A 15,998-nucleotide genomic window follows, 5' to 3' on the forward strand; every position below is an offset into this window, starting at 1 on the left:
CGAGGACCTATGACCAGCACCATCAGCACAGCCAAGAGAACGGACGCCCCGACGGGCGTCCTGGCCACCCTGAGAGCGACACCGGTGCAGGTCAGGTACCTGCTCGGAGGCGTACTCGTGAACCAGATGGGCGCGTTCGTCCAGACCTTCCTGGTGCTCTACCTGACGGCGCGTGAGTTCTCCCTCGGCCAGGCGGGTTTCGCCCTCACCGCGTACAGCGCGGGCGCGGTGCTCGGCACCATCCTCGGGGGCGAGCTGACCCAGCGGTTCGGCCCGAGGGCCACCATCGTCGGCGCGATGTCCACGTCGGCGGTGATCCTGGCGCTGGTCCCGACCCTGAGCGGTCCCGGCCGGTTCGGGCTGCTGCTGGCCGCGATCGCGCTGGCGGGCCTGGCCACCCAGTCGTACCGGCCGGCCGCCGCCGTGCTGCTCAGCGACCTGATCCCGGACGAGCACCGGGTGATGGGCTTCTCGATGATGCGGATAGCGATGAACGGCGGTGCCGCGCTCAGCCCGCTGATCGCGGCCGGGCTGATCCTGGTCGACTGGGACCTGTTGTTCTACCTGGACGCGGCCACCGCGCTCGGCTACGCGCTGCTGGCGCTGACGCTGCTGCCCAAGGTGGCCGCACCCCGAGAAGAGGAGGAGGTGGAGACGGCGGACGAACCGGGAGTGCGGGGCGGCGCCTACGCTCTGCTGTTCCGGGACGGGCGGTACCTGGCCTTCCTGGTCTCGGTGCTGTTCGGGGCGTTGATCTACGTCCAGTACACGGTGGCGCTGCCACTGAAGATCACCGAGGAGGGGCACCCGGCCGCGCTGTACAGCGGGGTGCTGACGGCCTCCTCGGTCATCCTGATCCTCTGCGAACTGAAGATCACCAGCTATGTGAAGAACTGGAAGCCGTACGTGGCGGGTGCCGGTGGCACCGCGCTGATGGGAATCGGGGTGGCCGGCTACGGCCTGCCGTTCGGCTCCAGCGTGACGATCGTCGCCTGCACGGTGCTGTTCGTCCTCGGGGTGATGACCAGCGGACCGACCATGTTCGCGCACCCCGCCACCTATCCCGCGGCGGTGAAGGCCCGTTACATCGCCGCCCACCAGGCCGTCTTCGGGCTCGGCATGGCACTGGGCCCCACGCTCGGCGTGCTCGCCTGGAGCACGCTGGGGAACGGGATCTGGGCGATCTGCGGAGTACTCGGCGTGATCGCCGGGCTCTGCGCCCGGGTGGGCCTGCGGGGGCACCTTGCAGCCTGACGGCGGCACGACGCACGGAGGAGGGGAACGGCCGGAGACACCGGTCCGCCCTGTCCGCCGTGCTTTTCCGTAGGTAACCCGGGGGAGTGGGCCGGCCGGTGACACCGGCCGCCCCGCTCCCCCGGGGCATTTCCGTCGGCACACAGGCCGTCTGTGTGCGTGAACAAAAGGGGTTGAAGAACATGGGGAGGCCGGAGAAGCCGGTGGACGAGACGGGTGGCGCGGTCGCGGAGTTCGCGAGCCGGCTCCGTCGACTGCGTGCGGAGGCTGGCAACCCGACCTATCGGGACATGGCCAGGACCGCGATGTACTCGGCCTCGGTGCTGTCCAGCGCCGCGAACGGACACCGACTGCCCACCCTGCAGGTGGCGTTGGGGTACGTGGAGGCCTGCCAGGGGGACCGGGAGGAGTGGCGGCGGCGCTGGCTGGTGGCCGCCGCCGGAGGAGGGCTGCCGGTGGTCGGGCCGCGGCCTGCGCTGTCGGTGACCGAGCCGGCCGCCGAGCAGGCGCCGGCGGCCCCGGTGGCGTCGCTCGTGGTGGCGGAGCGACGGCCGGCCGACGGCCTGCCCCGACCGGCCCAACTGCCTTTGCGCCCGCAGGGGTTCGTCGGCCGGGCGGCGGAGCTGGCCCGGCTCGGCGGGCCGGGCGGCAGCCCGGTGCTGATCAGTGGCCGGGTCGGGGTCGGCAAGAGCGAGCTGGCCCTGCACCACGCGTACGGCCTGGCCGACCGGCTGGTGGACGGTCAGCTCTACGCCGACCTGGGCCCGTTGACCAAGGCGACCTTCGACCTGGCGGCGCTGGTCGGGGGCTTCCTGTCCGCGCTGGGGGTGCCGGCCGAGCGAATACCGGCCGCACCGGACCAGCAGGCGGGGCTGTTCCGCTCGCTGCTGGCCCGGCGCAGCGTGCTGGTGCTGCTGGAGAACGTGCACTGCGAGCGGCAGATCAGGCCGCTGCTGGCGGACAGCGGGACCAGTACCACCATCATGGTGAGCCGCACCCCGCTGCTCGGTCTGCGGGACGTCCGGCGGATCAGGCTGGAGCCGTTGTCCCGGGCCGACTCGGTCGAGCTGATCGCCCGGGCGCTGCCCGAGCGGGCCCAGGCCGACCCGGCCGGCGCGGACCGGCTGGCGGAGCTCTGCGGCGACCTGCCGCTGGCGCTGGACATCGCCACCCGCAAGCTGGCCGCCCGGCCGGACATCTCGCTGCGCTGGGCGGCGAGCCGGCTGGAGCGTCCGGACACCCTGCTGGGCTGGTTGAGCGTCGGGGACCTGTCGATGCGGGAGTCGCTCAACTCCGCGCACGTGCAACTGGGCGATCGGGCGGCCGAATTGCTCGATCTGCTGGCCCAGCGGGCGGATTCCGAGCTGCGGGTCGAGGAATCAATCCCGGCCGGATCGGACGAATTGATCGACGAGTTGGTCGATGCCGGGATGCTCGGACCGGGTGAACGGCCGGGCACCCACCGGGTCGACCCGTTGGTCCGGGCCTTCGTCTCGGACCGCGATCCGGCCCACAACCTGCAGCCTCGCCGGGAGTTGCCGTTCGCCCGGATGCGACCGGAGCACACCGCCGGGCCGTTGACCGGCCCGACCGAACAACTGGCCGCCGGGGCCGCTTGATCGGCCTTGCCGGACAAGGCTGCCGATCAACAGCCGCACTCGCTTGACTCGTCCTACCGAACGACGCCGAACACCAGAACGGCGACGGAACACCTACTCGCTCGAAGGGGCGGTAGGACGAGTAGCGAGGTGGCATAGCAATGACGAACCACGAGGTCGAGGTCCTGGCAATCGGTGCCGGCCCGTCCAACCTGGCCCTGGCCGTGGCGATCGAGGAGTCCGGCTCCACCGGTCTGGCCAACGACACCCTGATCCTGGAGCAGTACCCGGACGTGAAGTGGCAGCGGAACCTGCTGCTGCCCTTCGCCCGCAGCCAGGTCTCCTTCGTCAAGGACCTGGTGACGCTGCGGAACCCGCAGAGCCGGTTCTCCTTCCTCTCCTTCCTGCACGCCAAGGGCCGGCTCGACGAGTTCGTCAACCTCGGCACCTTCAACCCGTTCCGCCGGGAGCTCTCCGAGTACCTGCAGTGGGTGGCCAACTCGCTGGAGCACGTGGGCATCCGCTACAACGCCAAGGGCCAGAGCGTGGCGCCCCGCCGGGCCGACGACGGCACCGTGATCGGCTGGCGGGTCACCCTCACCAACGGCGACACGGTGGACGCCCGGGACCTGGTGGTCGGCACCGGCCGGGACGCCCACGTCCCGAAGGAGTTCGCCCACCTGCCGGCCGACCGGGTGATCCACAGCACCGCGTACAGCACCCGGATCGCCCAGTACCCGATCGACCGACCGGTCCGGGTGGTGGTGATCGGCGCGGCGCAGAGCGCCGCCGAGATGTTCATGGCCGTGCACAAGGACCTCCCGCTCAGCCAGCCCACCCTGATCCACCGCTCGATCGGTCTGCAGAACTACCAGACCAGCAAGTTCGTCAACGAGCTCTTCTTCCCCTCCTTCGTGAACGAGTTCCACGACAGCCCCGTCGAGGCCCGCAAGCAGATCCTCGAGGAGATCCGGCTGACCAACTACGCCGGACTGGCCGCCCCGTTCCTGGACGAGACCTACTCGATGCTCTACGAGCAGAAGCTCTCCGGCTCGCAGCGCTCCGCCGTCCGGTCGATGACCGAGGTGCTGGAGACCCGCGAGGAGGACGGCGAGGTGGTGCTGGAGCTGCGCGACCGCCGGACCGGCAAGACCGACCAGATCCGCTGCGACCTGGTGCTGCTCGGGACCGGCTACGACCAGCGGATGCCCGCGATGGTCCGGCACCTGGCCGGCCAGGTCGGCATCGAGGACATCGCGGTCAACCGCCGCTACCGGGTCGACCTCGGTGACTCCACCCGGGCCGGGCTCTACCTGCAGGGCTTCAACGAGGCCACCCACGGCATCTCCGACTCGCTGCTGAGCGTGCTGGCACACCGCTCGCACGAGATCACCACCGACCTGCTGGACCGCCGCACCGTCTCGGCCGAGCGGGGTCTGTGATGTCGCTGATCCGCCGCCTCGACCGGGCCAACCTGACCCCCGCCTACGGCATCCTCGGCGAACGCCTGCAGCCCTGGGACGCGCTCAACGCACCCTTCGAGGGCGCCTGGTGCGTGGTCAGCGGCGGCGGGGAGTCCACCCCGCACGCCCACCACGAGTACGAGATCTTCATCGCCATGGCGGGCCGCTCGACCCTGGTGGTCGACGGCACCGACCACGAGTTCATCGCCGGCGACATCGTCCGCCTGCCGCCCGGCTGCACGCACAAGGTGGTCAACAACCACCAGGAGGACTTCGAGTACTACGGGATCTGGTGGGACACCGAGATGTCGGACACCTTCCTGGCCCGTCACCAGAAGGAGAAGTCATGAGCAAGCGCGTGGCGGTGATCTCCCCCGCCCCGACCGCCAACGGAGACCTGCACCTCGGCCACCTGGCGGGGCCGTTCCTGGCCGCCGACGTCTACACCCGCTACCAGCGGGCGGCCGGCCGGGAGACCGTCTTCGGCACCGGCGCCCAGGACACCTCGACCTTCGTGGTCACCACCGCCCGCCGGCTGGGCACCACCCCCGAGGCCCTGGTGGCCGACTCCACCGCCCGGATCGAGGCCACCCTGGCCGCGATGGGCATCGAGGTCGACGGCTTCAGCCGGGACGAGGACCGGTTCACCAAGCTGGTGCTGGACTTCGTCAGCCGACTGCACTCGGCCGGCAAGATCGTGCTGAAGCCGGCCCGCTTCCCCTTCCTGCCGAGCACCGGCGAGTACCTGGTGGACGGCTACGTCAAGGGCGGCTGCCCGGTCTGCCTGACCGAGGGCTGCGCGGGTCTCTGCGAGAGCTGCGGCCACTCCTCGGCGGCCGGCGACCTGATCGACCCACGCTCCACCGAGCATCCCGACGCGGTCGTCGAGATGCGCGAAGTCCCGGTCCTGGTCCTGCCGTTGGAGGAATACCGGACCCGCCTGAAGGAGTACTTCGCGAGCAGCGGGGCCGCGCTCCGCCCGCACATGGCGCAGGCCGTGCAGGAGATGCTGGACAGCCCGCTGCCCGACCTCCCGATCACCTACCCGATCTCCTGGGGCATCCCCGCCCCGTTCCCCGAGGTGGCCGGGCAGACCATCAACCCGAACGCCGAGACGATGGCCTGGTCCATCTACACCACCGCCCTCGGCGCCGAGAAGCGCGGCGAGCTGCTGGCCGCCGACGACCAGCTCTGGTGGCCGGAGGCGGAGACCGAGGTGGTCTACTTCCTCGGCTTCGACAACACCTTCCCGTTCGCCATCGCCGGGGCCGCGATGCTGCTCGCCCTGGGCGACCGCTACGCCCTGCCGGCCGGGTTCGTCACCAACGAGTTCTACGAGCTGGAGCACCAGAAGTTCTCCACCAGCCGGGGTCACCTGGTCTGGGGACAGGACCTGGCGGACCGGCTGCCCCGGGACGTCGGCCGGTTCCACCTGGCCGCCACCAGCCCGGAGAACCAGCGCACCAACTTCGGCTGGGGAGCACTGGAGGCCGTCACCGGCGCCCGGCTGATCGAGCCGTGGAACCGGGTGGCCGCCAAGGCCGAGCAGTGGGCCGGGCAGACCCTTCCGGTCTCCGCCGCGTCCCGGTTCGCCGCCGACCGGATCACCCAACGATTCGCCGCCACCTACCAGTTGCCGGCCTTCAGCCTCGGCCGGGCGGCCGAGACACTGGCCGAGCAGCTCGGCCGGCTGGACCGCTGGCAGGTGACCGCCGAGCTGGCGGGGGACTTCTACCACCAGCTGGAGGCCGTGCTGCGCGGCGCCGCCCCGATCCTGATCGACCTGGCCGCCGCGGCCCTGGACGACACCGCCGTCCGGCTCCGCGACGAGACCACCGAGATCACCCCGAAGGTCCTGCCCCGGCTCACCGGTGGGGCGGTCTGAGATGGCTGCCGAAGCGCGTCGGGTGCTGGTGGTCGGGGCGGGGGTGACCGGACTGCTCACGGCGGTACGGGCCTCGCTGGCCGGTCACCGGGTCACCGTGCTGGACCGGGGGGCGATCCCCAACCCGGGCTCCACCTCCTTCGACCAGCACCGCGCAGTCCGGGCACTGGACCCGGACGACCTGGCCGGGACCAGGCGCACCGCGGTCGCACACCGCAGGTGGCTGGCCATGGAAGCCCTGCTGGGTACCAAGTTCTACCGCCAGGTCGGGATGCTCTCCGCCTGGCCGACCACCGAGATCGACCAGGTGACCGCAGCCGCGGCCGACGCCGGTCTCCCGGTCACCCTGCTGGACACCGCCGCCTTCCCGCACGTGCGGTTCCCCGCCGACTCGGTCGGCGTGCTGGAGCACCAGGGCGGCGTGCTGCTCGCCGACCACGCCCTGGCGGCCGTGGTCCGCTGGCTGGCCGAACAGCCGAACGTGACGCTCCGCCCCTGGCAGGAGGTCAAGGCCGTGGACCCGGAGACCGGCGAGGTGCACCTGCCCGACGCCGAGACCCTGGAGTCCGACCTGACCCTCATCGCCACCGGTCCCTGGTCGAAGAACCTGGTCGACCTGCCGATGCTGCTGCACCGTCAGACCCTGGTCTACCTCAAGCCGCCGGAGGACCTGGCGGCGGTGTGGGATCGCACCCCCGGCATCGGCCGGATCGGCTCCGAAGGTACCGCCTGGCTGCTGCCGCCGGGCGAGGGCACCCTGCTCAAGGCGAGCTCGGCCACCGTCTGCCGGGAGGCCGACCTGGCCGCCGACGGCAGCCCGGCCGAAGAACTCCGCTGGGCCGAGCAGGTGTTGGCCGAACCGATCCTGACCGACCCCAAGCGCTACACGGTGATGGCGGTCAAGCGCTGTCACTACCTGGTGGATGCCGGCACCGGCGCCGCCCACCTGATCCAGCTCGGCCCCAAGACCTGGGCCCGCACCGCCAGCGGCGGCGACGGATTCCGTACCGCCCCGCTGGTCGCCGACCGCATCGCGGCGGCTCTCGAAGACACCGACTACCTGGGAGATGACACGAAATGAGTGCCGAAGACCGAGTGCTGCTGGTGATCGGCAGCGGGCTCAAACTCTACCGCGAGTACATCATCGAGTCCGCCGCCCGGCGGGCGGCCGAACTCGGCCTCAAGCTGGTGCTGGTCAACAACCTCAAGCCCACCTGGCAGCAGGAGTACTTCGACGAGATCACCGTGGTCAACGTCTTCGACCACGAGCAACTGCGGGACGCGGCACGGGAGATCGCCGGCCGCCGGACCATCGTCGGGGTGGCCTGCTACGACGAGCCGCTGGTGATGCCGGCCGCCGAGCTGGCCGCCGAGTTCGGGGTCCCGGGTCTCGGTCTCGAGGGTGTGCAGGGCTGCCGGGACAAGCACCGGACCCGCTCGCTGCTCTCCGCCGCCGGACTCCCGCAGCCCGGCTTCGAGTTGACCGACACCCTGGAGCAGGCCCGCGAGGTGGCCGAGCGGATCGGCTACCCCGTGGTGGTCAAGCCCCGGGCGCTGGGCGCCTCGATGGGCGTGGTGCTGGCCGCGGACCAGGCCCAGCTGGACGAGGCGTACCTGGTCGCCTCGAACGCCAGCCTGGTCGGTGACGAGCCGTTCCGCGGCGGGGCGATCGTCGAGGGCTACGCCGTCGGCCCGGAGATCAGCATCGACGGGGTGGTGCACCGGGGCGAGTACCGGCCGATGTTCATCGCCCGCAAGGAGACCGGCCACCACCCGTACTTCGAGGAGATCGGCCACGTCGTGGACGCCGCCGACCCCCTGCTGAAGGACCAGCGGCTGCTGGACGTGCTGACCAAGGCGCACGAGGTGCTGAACGTCGAGAACGGGATGACCCACGCCGAGGTCAAGCTGACCAGCTACGGCCCGGTGATCATCGAGATCAACGGCCGGCTGGGCGGGGACCTGATCCCCTTCCTGGGCCGGATCGCCACCGGGATCGACGTCGGCGAGGTGCTGGTGGAAGCCGCCACCGGGATCCGCACCGACATCACCTTCACCCGGCACGGGGTGGCCGGCATCCGGTTCGGCTACCCGACCGAGGACGTCACCGTCCGCGAGGTACGGGTGCCGACCGGCCTGCCCGGCCTGGTGACCGCCGCACCGATGGTCGACCCGGGCACCGAGCTGCGGCTGCCGCCCGGCGGCTACCTGGCCCGGCACTCCTTCGTGGTCTCCGAGGCCGAGGACCGGGAGGGCGTCACCGAACGCCTGCTGGACGCACTGAACGCAGTTGAGCTGGACGCCGATCCACTGGAGCGAAAGGACGTGAGTGCGGTGCTGGAGATGCCTGCGGGGTTGTTGGACGTGGACAAATGAGGATCGACTACGACGGACGCCAGTTCCGGAAGCTCGAATCGACCGACGGGGTGGTGGCGGTCTACCACCAGCGGGACGACCTGGTCTGGGCGGACTTCGCCGGCGGACCGGTCCGCCGCGGGAGCGTGGCCGGCACCTGCAGCGAGGACGGCACGCTGCGGCTCGCCTACACCATGGTGCTGACCGGCGGAGAAGTGATCGCGGGGCATTCGACGAACACCCCGGAGGAAGGCGCGGACGGCGAACTGCTGCTCCGCGAGGAATGGGAGCGCTACGGCCCGCACGCCGAGACCGGAATCTCCTACCTGTCGGAAGTGACGGAACGTCAGAAGCAGGAGGCAGTGCGATGACCATCGACTGGGAGAGCCTGCGGAGCCAGGTGGACGGCCGGGTCAGCCGGCCGGGAGAGCCCGGCTACGAGGAGAACAGCACCGCCTTCAACAAGCGGTACGCGGGAGTCAGGGCGGCCGGGGTGCTCTCGGTGGCCAGCGTGGCGGACGTGGCCCGGGGCATCGCCTGGGCCCGCTCGCAGGGCCTGCCGGTGGTGGCCCGGGGCGGCGGCCACAGCTACGCCGGCCAGGCCACCACCACCGGCCTGGTGCTCGACCTGCACGGGCTGGACGCGATCACCGTGGACCGCGGGTCCGAGCTGGTCCGGGTGGGCGGCGGCGTCCGGGCCGGCCAGCTGTACGCCGAACTCCAGCGCCACGACCTGGCGGTACCACTGGGCAACTCGAACGACGTCGGGATCGGCGGCCTCACCCTCGGCGGGGGTGTGGCCGCGGTCTCCCGGGCCTTCGGGCTCACCTGCGACGCGCTGGTGGAGACCGACATCGTGCTCGCCGACGGCACCCTGGTGACCTGCAACGAGCACGAGAACTCGGACCTGTTCTGGGCCAGTCGGGGCGGTGGTGGCGGCAACTTCGGGGTCAACACCTCGTTCACCTTCCAGGCCAGGCCGACCGTCGCCAGCTCCACCTGCCTGCTGCTCTGGCCGCTCACCGACGCGGCCGCCGTGCTGCCGGTGATGCAGCGGATCATGCGGGACGCCCCGAACGCGTTCTCCGCCCGGATCGGCTTCAGCCGCTCCTCCGGGGACGACGGGGTGGTCTCGGTGATCGGCCAACACCTGGGCCCCGCCTCGGAGTTGCGGGAGCTGCTGGCCCCGGTGCTGAGCACGGTGGTGCCGGACCGGGCCGAGATCGAGGACCGCAGCTACTGGGAGGCCAAGGAGTTCCTGCACCACGAGACCTCGGGCGACCCGTTCGCGGTCCGCACCCGGACGGTCACCGAGCCGCTGCCGGAGGACGCCGTGCACACCGCGCTGACCTTCCTGGCCAAGTGGCCGGGCAGCGGGAACCCGGACGGCGCCGGCCTGGCGCTGTTCACCTGGGGCGGCGCGATCAACAAGGTGCCGGCCACCGAGACCGCCTTCCCGCACCGGGACGTGCTCTTCCTGGTCTCGATGGACACCTCCTGGAGCACCGAGGACAGCGCCGAGGTCCGGCAGGCCAACCTGGACTGGCTGACCGACCTGCACGCCGCGATGGGCGAGTTCGCCCGGGACGCCAGCTATGTCAACTTCACCGACCCCGATCTGCCCGGCGCCCAGGCCGCGTACTTCGGTCCCAACCTGGACCGGCTGCGCCAGATCAAGCGCCGCTACGACCCGGATCGGGTCTTCACCTTCCCGCAAGGGCTCTGACCGACCGCGGGCCGCCGGGCCCGCACCTGACATACCGCCGTTCGACGAGGCGTCACCCGACGTACCGTCATCCCACCGAGCACGAGAGGACCATGCCATGTCGCCCGATCTGCGCGGCGCGATGCGGAACTTCGCCACCGGAGTCTGTGTCGCCACCACGTACGCCGACCGCGAAGGCACTCGCCGCCACGACGCGGTGACGCTCAACTCCCTGACCTCGGTCTCGCTCGACCCGCCGCTGGTCTCGCTGTCCCTGCACCGCGACTCACAGTTCCTGACCGATCTGCTGGAGACCAAGAAGTGGGCGGTCTCCATCCTCGACTGCGAGGCGGAGCCGCTGGCCCGGCGGCTCGCCAAGGGCCGGGACGCCCGGGCCGAGGCGGTGGAGGCCCTCCCGGCCACCCCGGGGCCGAAGACCGGTGCGCTCGTCCTGGACGAGCAGAGCGGCCTGGAGTGCGTGCTCTGGGACAGCTTCGACGTCGGTGACCACACCATGGTGATCGGTGAGGTGGTCTCCACCGGCGTCCGTGACCTTCAGCCCCCGCTGCTCTTCCTGCACGGCAGCTTCCAGCACCTGGCGGCTGCCACTACCTCCAAGGAGTCATGACGATGTCGAACAACCCGGCGGTTCCGAACACCGCCGCCGAGATCCTCGCCGCCGCGAAGGCACTGGCCCCGCAGCTGCGGGAGCGCTCGGTGGAGATCGAGCAGAACCGCCGGCTCCCCGCCGACGTGGTCGAGCTGATCCGCGGCACCGGAGCCTTCCGGATGGGCTTCAGCAAGGCCTGGGGCGGCCCGGAGCTGACCTCGATCGAGCAGACCGAGGTGGTCGAGGCGCTGGCCTACGGCGACACCTCGGCCGGCTGGTGCGCGATGATCGGGATGGACTCCGGCCTGTACGCCAACTTCCTCGACGAGGTGACGGCCAAGGAGATGTTCCCCAGCATCGACATGGCCACGGCCGGTCTGCTCTTCCCGACCGGCAAGGCCGACCGGGTGCCCGGCGGCTACCGGCTCACCGGCCGCTGGCAGTTCGGCAGCGGCATCACCCAGGCCGACTGGGTGGTCTCCGGCGCCTTCATCACCGAGGGCGGCAAGCCCTGGCCGGCTGAGGGGCCGCAGGACTCGATCCTGCTGGTGGTGCCGCGGGCCGAGGTCGAGGTGATCGACACCTGGCACACCACCGGCCTGGCCGGCAGCGGGAGTTGTGACTACACCATCACCGACGTGTTCGTCCCGGACCGCCGCACGATGACCTTCGGCGACGTCCGCAACGGCGAGAGCCCGCTGGCCCAGCCCGAGGTGCACATGCGGAACATGCCGGGCGTCCCGCTCGGGGTGGCCCGGGCCGCGCTGGACTGGGTGCGGGATCAGGTGGTGGCCAAGTCGCAGCCGGGCGGCGGCGGTTGGAACGACAACTGGCGGATGCAGGTCGCGCTGGCCGAGTGCGAGGCGGACTACAACGCCACCCGCAGCGCGGTCTACGGCGCGATGCGGCGGCAGTGGGAGGTGCTGGCGGACGGCGGCACGATGGACGACCTGACCGCGGACGAGCGGGCGGCCCTGCCGCTGTCCCGGCTGCACGCCTTCCGGACCGCCCGCTCGATCGTGATGCGGCTGTACGACCTGATGCAGACCGGGTCGATCTACCGCCCGAGCCCGCTGGACCGCTGGCTCCGCGACACCATGACCATGTGCCAGCACGTGGTCGCCCAGGACAAGATCCTGCAGACCGCCGGCGCGTACCTGCTGGGCAGCAAGCCCGGCTTCCCGCTGAGCCTCGGCATCACCGGCTGAGACCCCGGGCGCCCCGCGCACCTCTTCCACCACCCCCGGAAGGACAGACCCTCATGACCGACCTCCTCACCCCCCGGTCCCCGGCGACCCAGCGCACGGCACGGATCCGGCACTTCCTGATGTGCCGCCCGGACCACTTCGACGTCACGTACAGCATCAACCCGTGGATGAACCCGGCGAAGCCCACCTCCAACGACCTGGCCCTGGCGCAGTGGGAGGTGCTGCACAACCTGCTGGTCGAGCTCGGCCACCACGTGCAGACCATCGACGCCGGGGCCGGCCTGCCGGACATGGTCTTCGCCGCCAACGGGGCCACGGTGGTGGACGACAAGGTGCTGGTGGCCCGGTTCCGGCACCCGGAACGGGACGGCGAATCGCGGCACTACGTGGACTGGTTCCGCAAACAGGGGTTCGTGGAGGTCGTGCAGGCGCAGTACCCGAACGAGGGTGAGGGCGACTACCTGACCACCCGCCAGGTGATCCTGGCCGGCCACGGCTTCCGCTCCGACCCGCGCTCGCAGGCCGAGGCCGAGGCGCTGTTCGGCCGCCCGGTGGTCGGGCTGACCCTGGCGGACCCGCGGTTCTACCACCTGGACACCGCGCTGGCCGTACTGAACGAGGACGAGGTGATGTACCACCCGGCCGCGTTCACCCCGGAGAGCCGCCGGGTGCTGGAGACGCTGTTCCCGGACGCGGTGCTCGCGGACGAGGCGGACGCGGTGGTGTTCGGCCTGAACGCGGTCTCCGACGGCTACAACGTGATCCTCCCGGAGGCCGCCACCGGCCTGGCCGCCAAGCTCCGGGCCCGGGGCTTCCACACCCACGGGGTGGACCTCTCCGAGCTGCTCAAGGCGGGCGGCAGCGCCAAGTGCTGCACCCTCGAACTCCGGCACTGACCCCCACATCTTCCTTCCGTGACAGGAGAAGCACCAATGACCGAGCAGCCCTGGATCATCGTCGGCTTCGTGAACGTGCTCCCGTACATCAAGGAGTTCGCTCCCGGTTCGGTGATCGTCATCGACGAGCCGGACGTGATCCGCAAGGGTGACGTCAAGGCCGCTCTCGAAGGCGCCGCGATGCTCCGCGAGCTGATCGAGTGGGAGTACCAACTCCCGGCCTCCGCCGACGAGTTCTTCAACACCTACCCCGACCTCGACCCGGCGCTGGTGTCCCCGCTGGTCGAGTACGCCACCCCGTTCGCGGCCCGGCTGGCCGAGCGGTACGGGGTGCCGGGGGCGGGGGCCGGCGCGGCCCAGATCCTGCGGGACAAGTCCGTGCTGCGCAAGGTGAGCCGGGCGGCCGGTGTCCCGAACCCCGCCTCCCGGGAGGTCTCCTCCCCGGACGAGGTCCGGGAGTTCGCCGCCGCGCACCCCGGTTCGCTGGTCCTCAAGCCGGCCAACCGGCAGGCCTCGGTGGGCACCAAGGTGCTGCACTCGCTGGAGGGCCTGGATGCCGCCTGGGAAGAGTGCATCAACCAGGACGAGGGCCATGTGGTCCCGGACCGGGAGCGCGAACTGCGGATGCTGATCGAGCAGTTCGTGAAGGGCGAGGAGTACAGCGTCGAGTTCCTGGTCCGCGAGGGCGAGGTGCTGTTCTCCAATGTCACCGGCAAGCTGCTGTTCCCCGGACCGCGCCCGATCGAGCTGGGGCACACCGTCCCGGCCGCCGGGATCTCGGCCGAGCTGAGCGCGCTGCTGGTGGCGCAGACCGAGACGGTGATCCGCTCGGTCGGCTTCGGCAGCGGCATCATCCACTGCGAGTGGATCGTCAGCGACGGCCTGCCCTACCTGGTCGAGTGCGCCGGACGCTTCCCCGGTGACGGCATCCCGATGCTGATCGAGGAGGCCTACCGGATCAACCTGGCCCGCGACTTCTACACCGTCATGCGGGGCGGCCGCCCCGAGCCGATGCCCCGGCAGGCGGCGGGCGGTGCGGCGGTCCGCTTCATCGAGGCGGTGCCCGGCGAGGTGGTCTCGGTGACCGGTGTCGAGCAGGCGCGGGAACTGCCCGGCGTGCTCTCCCTCACGCTGAAGCTGGCGCCCGGCGAGACGGTTCGGGAGCTGCGCAGCTCCTGGGACCGGGTCGGCTCGGTGACGGCCAGTGGGGCGGACTCGCTGGAGGCGCTGCGGAACGCGGAGTCGGCGGTCGGCGCGGTGCGGATCGAGACCACCCCGGCGAGCTGAGGTGACCGGCCGGACGCGCCGACTCCCGGTGGGCGGCGCGTTCCCGGCCTGTTTCCGACGTGAAACGGTTGGGGCACGGCACTAGCCTCGGGCTTTCATGAGGCCAGCTGTCCGACGGGTGATCAGGAAAGCAGAAAGGGCCTCTGACCAGCGAGAATGAGGATTGTCTAGGTCCCTGTTCCCGCCCCGGTCGGAGGCACTTTCCAGGTGAGTAAGCGTACCGGGTCGTACCCGCGTGTCCGCGTCGAGGGCGGTGGCCGCGGGGTGGTCTCGCAGTCCGGCGCCGTGCTGCTGGTCGAGACCGCCCGCAAGACAGGGCTAGATGCGGCGATATCGACGGCACTGGCGCCGTGGCGCAAGGCTCGGGCCGTCCATGACCCGGGCAAGGTCCTGCTGGACGTCGCGCTCGCGGTGGCCCTTGGCGGGGACTGCCTGGCTGATGTCGCGATGCTGCGGGCCGAGCCCGCCGTGTTCGGCCCGGTGGCCTCCGACCCGACCGTCTCGCGCCTGGTCGACACCCTCGCCGCGGCCGGGCCCCGCGCACTCGCGGCGATCCGTCGGGCGCGGGCCGAAGTCCGCGAGCGGGCCTGGCGGTTGGCCGGCGAGGCGGCCCCGGACGCGGGCGGCGAGGTGACCGTGGACATCGACGGAGTGCTGGTCCTCGCGCACTCCGAGAAGCAGGACGCCGCCAAGACCTGGAAGAAGACGTTCGGGCACCACCCGCTGTTCGCGTTCGTCGACCACGGCCGCGAGGGGTCCGGGGAACCGGTGGCGGGCCTGCTGAGGCCGGGGAACGCCGGCAGCAACACGGCCGCAGACCACATCGAAGCGGCCCGGACGGCACTGGCCCAGCTACCGAAGAAGTACCGGCGCGGACGCCGAACCCTGATCCGCACCGACTCCGCCGGCGGCACCCACGACTTCCTGAACTGGCTCACCACACGCGGCCGGTGGCTGTCCTACTCGGTGGGGATGACCATCACCGGCGGCATCCACCAGGCCGTGCTGAAGATCCCGGCCTCTGCCTGGACCCCCGCAGTCGAACCCGGCGGAGAGATCCGCGACGGCGCCTGGGTTGCCGAGCTCGCCGGCGATGTCCTCAAAGGCTGGCCGAAGGGGATGCGGCTGATCGTCCGCAAGGAACGGCCGCACCCCGGCGCGCAGTTGCGCTTCACCGACGCCGACGGCATGCGCCTGACCTGCTTCGCCACCAACTCCACCGGCACCCCGATAGCCCGGCTGGAGCTGCGGCACCGCCAGCGGGCCCGCGCTGAGGACCGCATCCGCGCCGCCCGCGACACCGGACTGCGCAACCTGCCCCTCCACCAGGCCACCCAGAACCAGATCTGGCTGGAGATCGTCCAGCTCGCACTCGACCTGCTCGCCTGGATGCCCATGCTCGCCCTGACCGGCACCGCCCGCCGATGGGAACCCAAACGCCTACGGCTGCGGCTGTTCTCCGCCGCCGCCCAGCTCGTCACCACCGGCCGCCGCCGCTACCTCCGCCTGGCCCGCCACTGGCCCTGGACCGACACGATCACCAGTGCCTTCGAGCGCCTGCACGCCCTGCCGGACCCCGGCTGACCAGCGACATCACCCCATCCCGACGAACACCAGACAACATCCGGAACCGCGGAACCCGGCGCCCAACCGACGCGACAGTCGGGCCCTCGGTATTTCTATAGGCAGAAGACCCAGCCCGGACAAGCAGAAACGGCCCGCCAGCCGAGCTGACGA

At 71.1% G+C, this 15,998-nt stretch carries 14 protein-coding genes; all 14 read left to right on the forward strand.

Translation table 11 applies throughout. The annotated features are described in order from the left end of the window. Positions 1-9: 9 nt before the first annotated feature. The 14 genes from OHV05_RS32420 (at position 10) to OHV05_RS32485 (ending at position 15,845) form a co-directional block, all read left to right on the forward strand. A complete protein-coding gene (locus OHV05_RS32420) occupies positions 10-1,254 on the forward strand; it encodes an MFS transporter (protein WP_405020876.1) in 1,245 nt (414 codons plus the stop codon). A gap of 182 nt (positions 1,255-1,436) precedes the next feature. Next, positions 1,437-2,873 carry an XRE family transcriptional regulator gene (locus OHV05_RS32425; RefSeq protein WP_405020877.1) on the forward strand — a complete coding sequence of 479 codons (1,437 nt, stop codon included), beginning with the start codon at positions 1,437-1,439 and terminating at the stop codon, positions 2,871-2,873. A gap of 140 nt (positions 2,874-3,013) precedes the next feature. After that, positions 3,014-4,294 (forward strand): SidA/IucD/PvdA family monooxygenase, encoded by a 1,281-nt coding sequence (locus OHV05_RS32430; protein ID WP_403043179.1) that lies wholly within the window; start codon positions 3,014-3,016, stop codon positions 4,292-4,294. Beyond that, positions 4,294-4,665, forward strand: coding sequence for a cupin domain-containing protein (locus tag OHV05_RS32435; RefSeq protein WP_403043182.1), 372 nt, complete (start codon positions 4,294-4,296; stop codon positions 4,663-4,665). The genes OHV05_RS32430 and OHV05_RS32435 overlap by 1 nt, the downstream gene beginning before the upstream one ends. Continuing rightward, complete coding sequence (locus OHV05_RS32440) at positions 4,662-6,200, forward strand: class I tRNA ligase family protein (protein ID WP_405020878.1); 1,539 nt, start codon at positions 4,662-4,664, stop codon at positions 6,198-6,200. Before OHV05_RS32435 ends, OHV05_RS32440 begins: the two co-directional genes overlap by 4 nt. A gap of 1 nt (position 6,201) precedes the next feature. After that, the gene (locus OHV05_RS32445) at positions 6,202-7,281 is read left to right on the forward strand and encodes an NAD(P)/FAD-dependent oxidoreductase (protein WP_405020879.1); all 1,080 of its coding nucleotides are present in this window, start codon (positions 6,202-6,204) and stop codon (positions 7,279-7,281) included. Beyond that, on the forward strand, positions 7,278-8,576 hold the full coding sequence (locus tag OHV05_RS32450) for an acetyl-CoA carboxylase biotin carboxylase subunit family protein (RefSeq protein ID WP_405020880.1): 1,299 nt from the start codon (positions 7,278-7,280) through the stop codon (positions 8,574-8,576). Before OHV05_RS32445 ends, OHV05_RS32450 begins: the two co-directional genes overlap by 4 nt. Continuing rightward, positions 8,573-8,926 carry a hypothetical protein gene (locus tag OHV05_RS32455; protein WP_403043191.1) on the forward strand — a complete coding sequence of 118 codons (354 nt, stop codon included), beginning with the start codon at positions 8,573-8,575 and terminating at the stop codon, positions 8,924-8,926. Before OHV05_RS32450 ends, OHV05_RS32455 begins: the two co-directional genes overlap by 4 nt. After that, positions 8,923-10,281 (forward strand): FAD-binding oxidoreductase, encoded by a 1,359-nt coding sequence (locus tag OHV05_RS32460; protein ID WP_405020881.1) that lies wholly within the window; start codon positions 8,923-8,925, stop codon positions 10,279-10,281. The genes OHV05_RS32455 and OHV05_RS32460 overlap by 4 nt, the downstream gene beginning before the upstream one ends. Before the next feature lie 97 nt (positions 10,282-10,378). Beyond that, complete coding sequence (locus tag OHV05_RS32465; protein ID WP_403043196.1) at positions 10,379-10,888, forward strand: flavin reductase family protein; 510 nt, start codon at positions 10,379-10,381, stop codon at positions 10,886-10,888. A 2-nt stretch (positions 10,889-10,890) separates the two neighbouring features. Then, entirely contained in the window at positions 10,891-12,078 is a 1,188-nt protein-coding gene (locus OHV05_RS32470) for an acyl-CoA dehydrogenase family protein (protein WP_405020882.1), read from the forward strand. Between the two features lie 53 nt (positions 12,079-12,131). Then, positions 12,132-12,974, forward strand: coding sequence for a dimethylargininase (gene ddaH / locus OHV05_RS32475; RefSeq protein ID WP_405020883.1), 843 nt, complete (start codon positions 12,132-12,134; stop codon positions 12,972-12,974). 36 nt (positions 12,975-13,010) lie between these two features. Next, entirely contained in the window at positions 13,011-14,261 is a 1,251-nt protein-coding gene (locus OHV05_RS32480; RefSeq protein WP_405020884.1) for an ATP-grasp domain-containing protein, read from the forward strand. 207 nt (positions 14,262-14,468) lie between these two features. Continuing rightward, on the forward strand, positions 14,469-15,845 hold the full coding sequence (locus tag OHV05_RS32485) for an IS1380 family transposase (RefSeq protein WP_405020885.1): 1,377 nt from the start codon (positions 14,469-14,471) through the stop codon (positions 15,843-15,845). Positions 15,846-15,998: the final 153 nt, after the last annotated feature.

Origin of the sequence: Kitasatospora sp. NBC_00070, from assembly GCF_045041205.1 — a bacterium.
GTDB lineage: Bacteria > Actinomycetota > Actinomycetes > Streptomycetales > Streptomycetaceae > Kitasatospora.

What these genes read in the sequence shown, in the direction of transcription:
- OHV05_RS32460 (WP_405020881.1), top strand. Translation starts at nt 8,923, where the DNA reads ATGACCATCGACTGGGAGAGCCTGCGGAGCCAGGTGGACGGCCGGGTC.
- OHV05_RS32465 (WP_403043196.1), top strand. Translation starts at nt 10,379, where the DNA reads ATGTCGCCCGATCTGCGCGGCGCGATGCGGAACTTCGCCACCGGAGTC.
- OHV05_RS32420 (WP_405020876.1), top strand. Translation starts at nt 10, where the DNA reads ATGACCAGCACCATCAGCACAGCCAAGAGAACGGACGCCCCGACGGGC.
- OHV05_RS32455 (WP_403043191.1), top strand. Translation starts at nt 8,573, where the DNA reads ATGAGGATCGACTACGACGGACGCCAGTTCCGGAAGCTCGAATCGACC.
- OHV05_RS32425 (WP_405020877.1), top strand. Translation starts at nt 1,437, where the DNA reads ATGGGGAGGCCGGAGAAGCCGGTGGACGAGACGGGTGGCGCGGTCGCG.
- OHV05_RS32445 (WP_405020879.1), top strand. Translation starts at nt 6,202, where the DNA reads ATGGCTGCCGAAGCGCGTCGGGTGCTGGTGGTCGGGGCGGGGGTGACC.
- OHV05_RS32480 (WP_405020884.1), top strand. Translation starts at nt 13,011, where the DNA reads ATGACCGAGCAGCCCTGGATCATCGTCGGCTTCGTGAACGTGCTCCCG.
- OHV05_RS32430 (WP_403043179.1), top strand. Translation starts at nt 3,014, where the DNA reads ATGACGAACCACGAGGTCGAGGTCCTGGCAATCGGTGCCGGCCCGTCC.
- OHV05_RS32440 (WP_405020878.1), top strand. Translation starts at nt 4,662, where the DNA reads ATGAGCAAGCGCGTGGCGGTGATCTCCCCCGCCCCGACCGCCAACGGA.
- OHV05_RS32470 (WP_405020882.1), top strand. Translation starts at nt 10,891, where the DNA reads ATGTCGAACAACCCGGCGGTTCCGAACACCGCCGCCGAGATCCTCGCC.
- OHV05_RS32450 (WP_405020880.1), top strand. Translation starts at nt 7,278, where the DNA reads ATGAGTGCCGAAGACCGAGTGCTGCTGGTGATCGGCAGCGGGCTCAAA.
- ddaH (WP_405020883.1), top strand. Translation starts at nt 12,132, where the DNA reads ATGACCGACCTCCTCACCCCCCGGTCCCCGGCGACCCAGCGCACGGCA.
- OHV05_RS32435 (WP_403043182.1), top strand. Translation starts at nt 4,294, where the DNA reads ATGTCGCTGATCCGCCGCCTCGACCGGGCCAACCTGACCCCCGCCTAC.